8 protein-coding genes and 1 tRNA gene are annotated in these 12,599 nt (G+C 47.2%); 7 read left to right on the top strand and 2 right to left on the bottom strand.

What is annotated here, in order from left to right; genetic code table 11:
• The first annotated feature begins 108 nt into the window (after positions 1-108).
• From SGI97_11130 to SGI97_11105, 6 genes are all read left to right on the top strand, one after another.
• Positions 109-1,557, top strand: a complete 1,449-nt coding sequence (locus SGI97_11130) for a HEPN domain-containing protein (GenBank protein MDZ4724434.1) — start codon at positions 109-111, stop codon at positions 1,555-1,557.
• The gene (locus SGI97_11125; GenBank protein ID MDZ4724433.1) at positions 1,554-2,831 is read left to right on the top strand and encodes a phospholipase D-like domain-containing protein; all 1,278 of its coding nucleotides are present in this window, start codon (positions 1,554-1,556) and stop codon (positions 2,829-2,831) included. Before SGI97_11130 ends, SGI97_11125 begins: the two co-directional genes overlap by 4 nt.
• Positions 2,832-2,843: 12 nt before the next feature.
• Positions 2,844-3,611 carry a hypothetical protein gene (locus tag SGI97_11120; protein MDZ4724432.1) on the top strand — a complete coding sequence of 256 codons (768 nt, stop codon included), beginning with the start codon at positions 2,844-2,846 and terminating at the stop codon, positions 3,609-3,611.
• A 4-nt stretch (positions 3,612-3,615) separates the two neighbouring features.
• Positions 3,616-5,460: a 7-cyano-7-deazaguanine synthase gene (locus SGI97_11115; protein ID MDZ4724431.1), complete on the top strand. Its 1,845-nt coding sequence runs from the start codon at positions 3,616-3,618 to the stop codon at positions 5,458-5,460.
• Positions 5,461-5,886: 426 nt separating this feature from the next.
• Entirely contained in the window at positions 5,887-6,405 is a 519-nt protein-coding gene (locus SGI97_11110) for a hypothetical protein (GenBank protein ID MDZ4724430.1), read from the top strand.
• Positions 6,389-7,504, top strand: a complete 1,116-nt coding sequence (locus SGI97_11105; GenBank protein MDZ4724429.1) for a site-specific integrase — start codon at positions 6,389-6,391, stop codon at positions 7,502-7,504. The genes SGI97_11110 and SGI97_11105 overlap by 17 nt, the downstream gene beginning before the upstream one ends.
• A gap of 1,632 nt (positions 7,505-9,136) precedes the next feature.
• Here SGI97_11105 and SGI97_11100 read toward each other — a convergent pair.
• Both SGI97_11100 and SGI97_11095 read right to left on the bottom strand, forming a co-directional pair.
• Positions 9,137-9,213: transfer RNA gene (locus SGI97_11100), tRNA-Asp, on the bottom strand.
• Positions 9,214-9,592: 379 nt separating this feature from the next.
• Complete coding sequence (locus tag SGI97_11095; protein ID MDZ4724428.1) at positions 9,593-10,705, bottom strand: cyclic nucleotide-binding domain-containing protein; 1,113 nt, start codon at positions 10,703-10,705, stop codon at positions 9,593-9,595.
• Positions 10,706-11,205: 500 nt separating this feature from the next.
• Here SGI97_11095 and SGI97_11090 point away from each other — a divergent pair, with 500 nt between their 5' ends.
• Positions 11,206-12,123 carry a bifunctional methionine sulfoxide reductase B/A protein gene (locus tag SGI97_11090; GenBank protein MDZ4724427.1) on the top strand — a complete coding sequence of 306 codons (918 nt, stop codon included), beginning with the start codon at positions 11,206-11,208 and terminating at the stop codon, positions 12,121-12,123.
• The last annotated feature ends 476 nt before the right edge of the window (positions 12,124-12,599 follow it).

The raw sequence follows: 12,599 nt of genomic DNA, 5'->3' as shown, positions 1-12,599 counted from the left end.
TACTGCCCCGTGCCTTGCGTGGACTTCAAAATATTGTTTCATTCCCGAGTCGAACACTTTAGATTTCGTAGGTTTAGTACGCGATTAGGCGCTTATTGATTAGTTTAAATGGAAAAGCCAATTAAGAAAAAGTCTCAGTCAGCCGGATCTATTTCAAATCAATCCAGCGAATTGGATCTGAGTCATGACCTCGTCAACCTACTTAGAAATTTGCTTGTCAATTCCCTGTCGTTCCTAAACAAAGTAGACGAAGCGGGCAAAATGAATTGGGGGTCGTATAGCAAGGTAAGGCTGCGAGAAGATAAACGCCTTCAATTATTTGATCAGCGTATCTTTGACGTCTCTTGGGCCTACGAATACATTACAATGGATGAACAAGGGGTCAAACTTAGGCGCGCAACGGAGACAGCCGCTAAATGTGACAAACTCCTTGCTCCCCATATCGACAAAATGTTCGGAACCTGCAATAGTGCAATCAGACTCACATTCTTTCAATTTTGGAAAGAACTACTCGCTCAGTACTTCACATGCAACGATCATTACCTAACATACAACGAAAATCACTTTGAGTCTGTCCTTTTCAAATCGACGGAATCGCTTAAAACCACTTCAGTCGAGGTCGTAATCTCGGCCATCGCTGAAAATTGCAGCTGTGAATTGGAGCAAATTGAGCTTCTACCCAACTTCCATGTAAAGATGTTGACTCCTGAAATGTTAGTGAATTTTCTAAATGATAACCCCATCTTACTTTATCAATATCCATTGCACCATTGGTTTGGGATAAGTGAGGTGCCGCCAGAAGCGTATGTGATTCAGACTCTGTTACAGTATCGCGAAACATTGCCGAGGCTGGGTGGAGACGAGATCAACATGTCAGCGTTGCAAGCTCCTAAGCACGAGAGTTTAATGTCGAGGGCGATGGAGCACTTTAGAGCTGCTGTAGATAGTTTGAGATTATTGAAGGATGGAAATGTCCGGTTGGGGGCGACAATTGAAGAAACGAAGGACCTGGGTAAGTCCCCCTGGATGTCCGCGCCTCCGGAGGGATTGTACGCTCGTGGTGGCACTCTATATCGGATACATAAGACCGATGCTAAAGAAATTATATTACTCTTTAATCAATTAATCGGCAGTGAAGAATCGAAGGATCACGCTTCAACAATAGGCTTTCGCAGAATCAGTCGAGCGTGTTCCGGCCCAGACTGGCAGGACAGGGTTTTAGACTATTTCATGGGATTCGAGGCTCTATTACTTAACGAAGGTGGCGGGGAAGGATTAAGTTTTAGATTAGGAATTCGAGCCGCATTGCTAATCGGGGAGTCACCCGAAGAACGAAAAAGCGTCGATGAGTTCTTCAAACGGGCCTATGGAATCAGAAGCAAAATCGTACACGGTAGCGAGATAAAGAAAACGGATATTGACATTATGCCTCGTCTTGAAGAGTATGGACGTCGAATCGCAAAAAAAATCCTACATTTGAATTCGCAGTATAAGAAACCGGATTGGAATGAATGGTTGTGGAATGGAAGGCCAGCCGATAAGAGTGAGGAAACATGAAACCCGAGTTATTCACTAATACCAATAGTCGAAGTGACTTTGTTGAAAATGGTTTGAAAAAATACGGACGAGAGCCTCGGGACGTTTTCATCGCAGTCGCATTCTTCACAGATGTTTCTTTTATACAGTATTTGGTTGATCAAGGCTGTAAGGTCAGGCTCATTATAAGGCTGGGATTCCCTACAAGTCCCAAAGCTCTGGGCGAACTTATGAAAATAGAGGGTGTCGAGGCAAGGTACTTCTCGCATCACTCTTTTCATCCTAAGCTCTACATTTTTGGGAGTGATGTTGCGCTGGTGGGCTCGGCTAATTTGACGAGTAGTGCTCTGAACACCAATCAGGAGATTCTCATCACCGTAGATTCCTCAGATTCGAGATTTGACGACCTGGCAAGCCTATTTAATGATTTTTGGACTCAGGCCGCGGTTCTCGATTTGCAAAGCATGCAGCAATATAGACAGTTGTATGAATCGTATCGAAAAGCGGTCGAAGAGGTAGGCGATTTTGATGCAAGTGTAATAGCGAAGTTTAAGAGTGTAGCGCCGGGCAATATTACTCGCGAGCGGAAGAAGATTGATGAAGCGTCTGCATTTCAGGAAAGCTACCGGAAATCCTTCCAAGAATGTGTCAATGCAATTTTCGAGATCAGAGATGCCTATCGCTCGCTTGACAGACGAAAAGTTGACGAGAAGGCATTGCCGGAACGTCTTGAAATCGACGGGTTCATTAGCTGGATTAGAGAAGCTCGGGCGGGCGGAGACAAGTGGAGGGATCCGATTGCTAATTCTAAGAGTGAGCGAACTAATCAAATTACGGCGTTAGCTAAAGAGTGGCTCGATAAGGGCTGGAAGTACTTTGACGATGTTCTCATACCAATCAGTTATCCGCAAATTCTGAAGGTAATGGAAACCAAAGATAATATCCTAAAAAGTACGGACTCTGAGTTGTTTAGTGCGTTACGCAGTGTGCATGCCTTTCTTGAAACACGCCGATATCACAAAGGTGGTGAGCCGACTTTGCAAAAGGTTTTCTTTGAAGACAACGAGGCCAAACGTCTTCGTCATAACTTGGCATACTTGGTTCACGGAAAAGACGCTGCACACGTTAGAATGGGCAATCTGATCTACAATTCTGATTGGAAATTGGCTCATTTTGGGCGTTCGTGTGTTCAGGAATTGGTTGGGTGGATAAACGGGCAAGACATACCCGTGGTTAATGGCAGAACCACGAAAGTGCTTCACTACTTCGGATTCAAAGTAAGTCAACTGCAATAGAGCTGGTCACTTATGGGACACCTAAGACTCAGCCGACTACCTCGCACTCACCGGTGGAAGAGGGTCATCGAGTTGCTCGCTGATGGAGCAACAGCAGAAGAACTCGCGCACGAAACTTACTGGGCGGCATATACCGGACTTGGGCGTGTGCCTCAGGATATCGGATTCACTGAGACTCTGACCACTATTTTCGGATTTATCGACGCTCTCCAATCCAAAAGCCCGGATGCGTCGCTTCGCACTGCAGGTTTCTCACTGCCATCCAGTCCCTCGCTTTTTGATTATGTCAATGCCTTCAAAGAGAAGGCCACTGCAGCCGCAGCCAAGGCCCGTGCTCGGTCTGACATCGCCGAAATAGCCCAGGACAGCTTCACCAAGGTTCTGGTCAATCAGACGGCCTCAGCCTCACAGACTCTCTTTGGCTTTGATCCGGCTCAAGCCAGACAAGCGCTTCAGGCGAATCTCAAGTCTTCGATGCTCGGCCATACAATGCATGAATTTTTCGCATCGTTTACATCACATTATTTGAACTATTACCTCGGACGGGAGCTTCCCTATCATGTCGGCCACGGGAAAGCCTTTGCCAACATTAAGGAACACTCTGATTTCAGTAGGGCATTTGATCTTCATGTTCGGCAAACGGTACGAATCGCCGATGAGTTTACTCCGGGTTGGTTTGGCAAGGCGCGATGGGAAGGCAGACTTTCACACAAGGATGTTTCTCAATTTGCCCATATAGCGTTCAAGAAGATTCGATCTGAGTTCAGGCGGAGCGTATAGGCCAATGGCTGGACCAATTGATATCTGGTGCGGGCCCGATCGTCCGCCAAGAAGCAAGTTGGGCGAAAACGTTATATTGCTCAATGCGATACCCGGATCAAACAATGTTCATCTAAAAATTTCAAACATAAGCCGTAAATTAGTTCAGAATCCTCCTCCCCTGCTTTTAGACCTGCTTGAGATAGCGGGCTATGTCTACTCAGGGGATCAGGCGGCCACACGGGGAGGAAATACACTTCCCGCCGACGGAGCCAATTGGAAAAGGGAGCTGAGATTCCACATTCCAGTGCGGAATCTCACAGTTTGGAAGTCTGAAACTGTAAGTAATGCTCTGACTGAAGCTCTGGAGTTTCTCTCTGGCGACTACTATTCGTTTATTTTCCGTCCAATCAAAAAGGAGCACAAATTCGAGGAGTATTTTGAATTTGAGGAAGGGCAACCATGGTTTCGGCCAGACGAAGTGATGCTTTTTTCGGGCGGCTTGGATTCGCTCGCGGGTCTGTGCGAGGCTGTCAAAACGAGAAAAGGCAAGATAGTGTTGTTGAGCCACCGCTCGGCTCCGCAGACCGACAAGCTCCAGCGGACATTGTTGAAGGACTTTCAGGACCTTACTGGAAGCGAAAGCCGACTGCTCCACATTCCGGTCTGGGTAAACAAGCAGGAAAAGATCACCAAAGATACCCACCAGCGAACTCGGTCGTTTCTATATGCTTCGCTGGCGGCGGTGGTCGCTCGAATGAGCCAACTGTCGGACATCAGCTTTTACGAGAATGGGATAACCAGCTCGAATCTAAAGATTGCGCCTTCGCTTCTGGGTTCAAGAGCAAGCCGAACCACGCATCCGAAAGCTCTGAAAGGACTATCCAAGTTTTATTCGGCTTTGTTTGGGATTAATTTCGGAGTCCATAATCCATTCTTTTGGCACACAAAGGCGGATGTTGTCCGTGCTATCAAGGTTCATGGCGGGCAAAGCTTAATTCGCTTTACGGCAAGTTGTAGTCATATTCGGTCGGGTGATACGATAAACACACATTGCGGGGTCTGCTCTCAATGCATCGGAAGACGATTGGCTATTATCCAAAACTGCTTGGAGGATGAAGACCCGGAAGAGATGTACAAAATCAAAATGCCGTTGGATCCTGTCACAAAAGGAGACGGTCGCGCTATGGTGGAACTGATTATTAAGGCTGGACGGGACTACCAGCAAAACAGCGAGACCGCCTTTTACGAGGAGCATAGCGGTCTCATCTCAACTATTGTAACATCGCTCGATGGGAAGACCGCGGAGAACGCTACTCGGCTGTATGAGCTCCATAAGCACCATGGTCATCAGGTGTGCGAAGTACTGGAAAAGTTTGTATCGCTTCATAAGGGTCTAATTGCCGGAGGCGATGTTCCTGTAGACTCACTGCTTAGCATGATTACGGGGACATTTGTGACAAAAAAGAGGGAATCGGCTGGCAAGCGTCTGAATCTTCCTGAGGGCACAAAGTGGGAAGATATCACAATTGAAATCGTGGGATTAGATGCCGCAAAAGTCTATTCGAACGGTAAGTATGAAATTTATACCGCCTTTGAAATGGGGTTCGAGAACATGAAAACCAAACTCCCCAACAGGCTATGGGATTTGCTGACGGAATTCGCCGAAGGGAAGGGACGCTTGAATTGGGACACCAAAGAACGCTCACGCACTTGGAACCAGAAAGACTTCCAGCGACTCAGGAACGGGCTAAGGGCCTTCACTGGATTGCGCGACGATCCATTCCTGCCATGGACAACCGCCGACGGCTTTGTCTGCCGCTTCAAAATACTCTACGACCGCAATTTTCCCGATTCGCTAAAAGACTAATAGGGCGAAATTTCGCCCCCCCTCCCTTAAAATACTCGAAAAATATTATTTGACCCTAAGTCCTTGTTACAAAAGTGATAAGGCGATTTTGCTCATCGCTCAAAATGTGAATTTTTCAGGCTCCGTGGAAATTTCGCCAGTTGGTTCTGAAGACCAATTGAGTTGGCTACTTATTTAGTCTTCATGCGAGGATCAAAGGACCGGAGAGTGTCTTCAATGCCAACTCAGCTCCCCGATCCTTCCCTCGCTGGGAGAACCCCATGGTTAAACGACCGCGAGTCCCAGAACTCGAATCGCCGTTGGAATCACTTACCGACAAGGTACCCCGCACATTTCTCGGACAGTCAATGAGTGAGGAGGAATATCGGCAAGCATGTGCAAACCTTGCCCGGTACTTCAGCATTCTCAGGGAATGGAGGGACAATCATGGCGACCTATAATTGGCGTCGGTTGTACCGGCAACTTAGATCAGATTTGTCCTATACGATGAGTGAGCTTGCTACGGCACTCAATACCTCGCCCAGAACCATTCAGCGGTGGAAAAAAGAGGGAATGAAGCCAGTTTCTGCGACCGATTGGCCGCTCCTGATAATGGGAAGTGAGGCGAAAAGGTTCCTCAATTGCCGAATTCGAAATAAACGAGTTTCACTCAAGCCGGATGAATTCTACTGCGTCAAGTGTCGGGCGGCTCGAACCGCCCTTCATGGAACTATCGATCATATCTATACCGGAAAGACTTTTGGCAATGGCGAGGAGTGTATCTGGCGCATCGCAAAGTGCTGCATTTGTGGCCAAGAACTGGCCCGATTCGGCAGCCGGTTCTCTTTTTTTGGCCAGTTTGAAGGTGTGACGCATACTCCGCACAACGAAGGGTTAGTAGAGACTTCAGACCACCCCTCAAATGTCATAATTAGAAAGGACGTAAATCATGAAGCCGAACTATGAGAATGAGAAGTTGAAACGCAGGTACCGAACCCATCTTGTGGGCGCGCAAGGAATGTCGGCAGGCACGGTGCTCACGGTGATCCGGGCATTGAAGCATTATGAACAATTGTTTGAAGGCGAGGACTACTCATACTTCAACCAAAGACGAGCGATGGACGTCAAGAAGCATTTGGAAAAACAAGCATGGGAGACCAAGTCTCTGAGTGGAAACACAGCTTATCACACTCTCCGGATTCTCAAACGGTTCTTTTCTTGGCTTGCCGAACAGCCGGGTTTTAAGAAGAAAATATCGCTCGACGCTGTCTCTTATCTGTCACTTGACCTGCGTAAAACCCAAGAAGTGCTAAATCCCGTGGATCGCCCTTTTCCGAGTTTGGAGTATGTTTTGAAATTAGTTCACTCGATAATCGGTGATACGGAGATTGCCCGTCGGGACAGGGCAATTATCGCCTTTCTGCTTCTCTCCGGGATGCGCTTCAGTGCTCTTATTAGCCTTCCCATGGGCTGTTTCGACCCCCACTCACTCCGAATTGACCAGGACCCGCGTCGAGGCGTAAAAACCAAATTCGGCAAGGCTATACCGTCAAAACTGATGGTGTTTGATGAACGCATGCTGCTACCGATACTGGATTGGTACAGGTATCTTTTATCGGAACGCTTGTTTCCAAATACAGCCCCGCTCTTCCCTAAAACTCTTATAGAGCAAGCAGAGAACGTGCTATCATTCGCTCAAGTCGGAGTAAGCGACCAGTTCTGGAAGAGTGGGAGTGGACTACGTGAGATTCTCCAAAAGCGGTCTCAGGAAGCCGGTCTTGATTATTTCAACCCGCATTCTTTCCGGCATGCGGCGGTGCATTTGGCTATGGAGCGATGCCAAACTCCTGAGGAGTTCAAGGCTGTCAGTCAAAATCTTGGACATTCTAAACCGATGACGACTCTGATGAACTATGGAACTTTGCCAAACGACCGAATGAGGACTGTGCTCGGGGAGATTAACTTTGGGAAACCGGCTCGGTCTCAGGGACAAAGAGTGTCATTGAGAGCAATAACCGAATTTCTCAATAGAGATGGAATAGAGCTTGACGATGACATTACTTAAGTTTATATTACTTTATATGAAAAGGATGATGGAGAAGCTTGACGAATACCGGCTGGAACGCCGGTTGAGTCAGGCGCAGTTGGGAGAAATCTTGGGTGTGTCAGTGGTAACAGTCAATCGGTGGCTGAACAATCACGCGAGGCCTAACAAAATTCAGGCCTTCCACATTGAGAAATTGCTTAAATCAGGAGAAAAATTGAAGTGAAAGCTGTTTTATACGCTCGGGTTTCCTCAAAAGAACAGGAGAAGGACGGCTTTTCAATTCCTGCTCAGCTGAAGCTACTCAGACAATACGCTAAGGATAAGTCGATCACGGTTGTGCAAGAGTTTGTGGATGTAGAGACTGCCCGAAAAGCTGGTCGAACTGGATTCAACGAAATGCTGGAATTGGTCAAAAAAGATCAGTCGATTGAGAGTGTCCTGGTTGAAAAGACCGACAGGCTTTATAGAAACATCAAAGATTGGGTAGTCCTTGATGAGCGAAAACTGAAGTTACATTTCGTAAAAGAGAATGTTGTAATTTCCGAGGAGTCAAGGTCGTCGGAAAAGCTCATGCATGGCATCAAAGTGCTCATGGCCAAGAACTATACTGATAATCTATCTGAGGAAGTCAGAAAAGGGTTTCTTGAAAAGTGCGCTCAAGGACAATGGCCGACAAAAGCCCCTGTGGGTTATCGGAACGTGGTTGGGACTGGATTAATCGAGGCCGATCCAGAAAAGGGGCCTTTGGTTGCGAGAGTGTTCGAGGCGTATGCCTCCGGAGATCATTCACTGAAGTCACTCTCCAAATTGATGAAGGAATCGGGGCTATTTTCTCAAAATTCAATAACCATCAACAAGGCTGGCATCCACAGAATTCTCAAGAATCCAATTTATTATGGTGAATTTGACTGGAAAGGAAAGCGTTACCAAGGCATTCACACGCCGCTCATTTCATTCCAATTGTACAACAAGGTGCAGAATGTATTGGGCCGTAAAAGCAAACCGATTAGTTCAAAACGAGAATTCGCATTTACCGGATTGGTTAAGTGTGGCCAGTGCGGATGCGCGATGACCCCCGAGATCAAGAAAGGGAAATACGTCTATTATCATTGCACCAAGTTTCATGGCAATTGTGATAACATTTGGGTTCGAGAAGAAGAACTTGGCCTAATGCTCGCAGGAACTGTTCAGGCCATGTCAATTGATGTGGGCAAAGTAGAAGATATTAAGCAAGCTCTCAGAGAGAGCCAAGCCGATATGATTTCGTTCCGATCTGAGTCGCTCACTGGCCTGCAAAAGAGAGAGAGCCATCTCATGCGGCTTGTTGACAAGAGTTATGAGGACAAACTCGAAGGTTTGATTTCTGAGGACATGTGGCGCCGGAAAAGCCACGCATGGCAAGTTGATCTTGAGGCAGTAAGAAACCAGATTCGCCTTTTCAACGATGCAAATTTGGATTATTACGAATTTGGCTCGTCCATTCTCGAACTCGCTAATTCAGCGTATGACAAGTACTTGAAACAGGGTGTGAAGGAACAGCGTCGATTGCTCAATTCGGTACTATCGAACTGTACATTTTATCGTGGAAGTGTTTGTCCGACTTACAAATCACCGTTTGATATTCTTGCGAAACAGGGTGAAAATATAAAATGGCGGGGTCGACGAGACTCGAACTCGCGGCCTCCTGCGTGACAGGCAGGCGTTCTAACCAACTGAACTACGACCCCGGCATAAAACAAAAATATGGAACGCAAGTATAGCAGACCATCCCCCCGAAATCAATCTAATTCGTAACTTTCTGCACCAAACAGCTTTAGGAGTCAAATTCACAGATTTCGACGTAAAATTAAACAAGCCTGAATTCTCGCTAATCCAGGCTTGGCTGTGCATTCACTGTCGTCACTCGGGCGATAAGATATCGGCATGGTTGGTGTTGCTATTTTTGTAAGCTCGATACTCCGTACTTCGAAAAGTTATCGATGTGCAAAGTCGCTTTTCTATTAATGATTGGGGCGATATCAACAAGTTCAAGAACATTGAGTATTTCGTTTAGATAAAATAATCCCGCGCTGTTCTTTGTGCTCCGCAAAGGCTGCTGCAATTCGTTCAGCTTTGCAAAGACGATACCATGCGGCGTACATACACAGATACGTATCCACGTTCAGGACGCGCGTGGCTGAACCATCGGCCTTTGATGAAATCCTGTATCCAGTGTTCAGCAAACAAGGCAGCTAATAAAATCAGGGTAGTCAACTCGGAGAAATTATGCCGCTGGTCGGGTGTAAACCGCGAGAGTATCAGTTCGGCGTTACCTGTCAACACGCCGAGGTAATTCTTAATATCATGCGCCATCTCTACGGCCGTCTCTTTTGCACTTTCGTATCTCTCCACCTCACAAATAGTCTGATTCAGCAGTTGTAACTCCGAAATGTCCTGGCATATAATGAGTTTCAGGAGATCGGACGATTGGCCAGATAGTGATGAAATCGAGAGGTAAATCGGAAAGCTGTCACTTCCCCTCATTCCGGTAGCCTGCCCGTGCCAGCTATTCTGATCAGCACCCTGTTGGCACAAGTTATCAAAATCACAGATCAGTTTGGAAATACGCGGTACTGATTCTACGCCAGCTATGTCAAAAATCTGCGCTGCGGCCCGATTCATACGGAAGACATCGCCGGCCCGGGTCGCGACAAAAATCGCCGATGGTGATTGATCGATGACCCGGTCGAGAAATGAGTTCAGGTGCAGCAATTCCGCATTTGTGGCATTGAGGACGCGATTGCTCTCTTCGAGCTCCGCTATTCGAAATGAATCGGACTCGCGCAACTTCCGGCTGAGACTTCGAAGCACACGGCTCGCAAATGCGGGTTGCTCGCTGATAACCCGCTCGAAATTAGCGCGTGAGAATTCCAGTACTTCACACTCAGTCGCCGCCACGACTGTGGCGAATCTCTCGGTCTCATCCACAAGAACCATTTCTCCCAAAAAGTCGCCCGGACCGCGAAGGGCGATAACCCGCCGTGATCCGCTCTCATCGTTGCCTCGTTTCACAACTTCGACCATGCCTCGAAGCACGAGGAGCATGGTATTGCCAATCTCCCCCTCCTTGAAAATATCCTGCCCGGCATCGTAGAGACGAGAAAGGGAATATTTTCCAGCCAGCTCAATTATCAGATAGTCAAGAGTGGGATTTGTGGAATTTTTATCGACTATGGGCATACATTCGTTATAGACAAATACAGCAACAGCTTTAAGGAAGTCCTTGCAATATTGAAGGATTGCCCGCCTGTAACATATTGGTAGACAATCGAAACGGGTGATACTATTCTGCCCCGGTTCGATTATTGTTAATTGGCGATGAATTTATTGATTTGCCCATCCTCATATATGTGTTATCCCACTGATTTTTGCCCTAAAACGCTGGATTGCAGAGATTAGCCACAACAGAAAAAAAGCAAACAATTCAAAGGTGGGCTTTAGAACAAAATCCCATAATCCTTGTTTTAGTGTGTAGTTAATTGACGACCGTCCGAATAAGCTATTGAAAGAATGAAGGATATTTTCACATGACGACACAGAAACCCCGGCTTCTGCCAATAGCTATCATATCGGCTGTCGCGGCAATCATCATTTTTGTTATAATACCCATGGCAAAGACAACTAAACAGAATACAAATTCTGACACTGCTACAAGTACACAAATTTCGGAGAAGAAAACCATGACGTTAAACAAGTTAACCTCCGCCGAAGAGCGGGTAATCGTCAATAAGGGAACTGAAGCCCCGTTCACGGGCGAGTATTATGACCACAAAGAAGCCGGCACATATACATGCCGTCAATGTGAAACCCCGCTCTATCGTTCCGGAGATAAATTCGAGTCAGGATGTGGCTGGCCGAGTTTTGACGATGAAATCCCCGGCAGCGTTAAACGTACAACCGATGCCGATGGCCGCCGCACCGAGATAACCTGTGTCAATTGCGACGCGCACCTGGGACATGTATTCGAGGGTGAACGCTTCACCGATAAAAACACGCGACACTGTGTGAACTCAATCTCACTCAAATTCATTCCCGAGAGTGAAGCCAACGCGACTATGATGAGTTCAGGCGATAAGACCTCGAAAAAGTCAGACAATAAGGCTACTAAGCCAGTTGCTACTGAGACGACATACTTTGCCGGAGGTTGCTTCTGGGGGACAGAACATCTCTTGCAGAAAGTCGATGGCGTCCTTTCAACCCGTGTCGGCTACATCGGCGGCGAAACCAAAAATCCGACCTATAAAACGGTGAGTTATGAAAAAACCGGGCACGCCGAGACTGTCGAAATAGTCTTTGATCCAAACAAGACAAATTACGAAACGCTCGCCAGAATGTTCTTCGAGATCCATGACCCCACCCAGCTTAACCGACAAGGCGGCGATGTCGGCGATCAGTACCGCTCGGCGGTCTTCTACACGAACGAAGCGCAAAAGCAGACCACTGATAAGCTGATTGGCTTGCTCCATGATAAAGGCTTTAAAGTTGTGACTGAAGTTTCTCAGGCTGGCACCTTTTATGAAGCCGAAAAATACCATCAGGATTACTACAACTACACTGGCAAACAACCCTACTGCCATTTCTATACCAAGCGCTTCTAAGCGCGCGCTCATCGCACATCAAAGTCTGAAAAAACCCGCCATACGGCGGTTTTTTTTGTGTCTTGAGGCGGCCTGCTTTTATCTATATTCTTGATAAAACCGGCCAAAACGTGGACAAGTCCGCCAGCGGCAGAGAATCCATCTTCTTTGATATCAAGTAGGTCAGCGATCCTTGTGATCCTGACATCCGGTATTCGCCAAGATGAAGATCACACCGTCCCGACAAATGTCAACGACGTGGTACCCGAATAAAGAGAAGATGGCCCCAGCTTTCCCGCAGCAACGGACAGGCGCTGGGGTGACATTTCTATGAGTCGTTGCGAGTCCGCCGATGGCGGATTAGGAGTGACGCGGCGATCTCAGTTCGTCGTTCCGTTAGGTCTGCTATGTATCATGTCAAGCCTGAAGTCGAGGTGTAGCCGCGAAGTGTCTCACTCTGCTATTCGCAGCCGCTTGTGAGCGCTGCATGTTTCTCT

The organism is Candidatus Zixiibacteriota bacterium (assembly GCA_034439475.1).
Taxonomy (GTDB): domain Bacteria; phylum Zixibacteria; class MSB-5A5; order GN15; family FEB-12; genus JAWXAN01.
This window is presented reverse-complemented; position numbering and strand designations above follow the sequence as displayed.

What these genes read in the sequence shown, in the direction of transcription:
- SGI97_11130 (MDZ4724434.1), top strand. Translation starts at nt 109, where the DNA reads ATGGAAAAGCCAATTAAGAAAAAGTCTCAGTCAGCCGGATCTATTTCA.
- SGI97_11125 (MDZ4724433.1), top strand. Translation starts at nt 1,554, where the DNA reads ATGAAACCCGAGTTATTCACTAATACCAATAGTCGAAGTGACTTTGTT.
- SGI97_11120 (MDZ4724432.1), top strand. Translation starts at nt 2,844, where the DNA reads ATGGGACACCTAAGACTCAGCCGACTACCTCGCACTCACCGGTGGAAG.
- SGI97_11115 (MDZ4724431.1), top strand. Translation starts at nt 3,616, where the DNA reads ATGGCTGGACCAATTGATATCTGGTGCGGGCCCGATCGTCCGCCAAGA.
- SGI97_11110 (MDZ4724430.1), top strand. Translation starts at nt 5,887, where the DNA reads ATGGCGACCTATAATTGGCGTCGGTTGTACCGGCAACTTAGATCAGAT.
- SGI97_11105 (MDZ4724429.1), top strand. Translation starts at nt 6,389, where the DNA reads ATGAAGCCGAACTATGAGAATGAGAAGTTGAAACGCAGGTACCGAACC.
- SGI97_11095 (MDZ4724428.1), bottom strand. Translation starts at nt 10,705, where the DNA reads ATGCCCATAGTCGATAAAAATTCCACAAATCCCACTCTTGACTATCTG.
- SGI97_11090 (MDZ4724427.1), top strand. Translation starts at nt 11,206, where the DNA reads ATGACGTTAAACAAGTTAACCTCCGCCGAAGAGCGGGTAATCGTCAAT.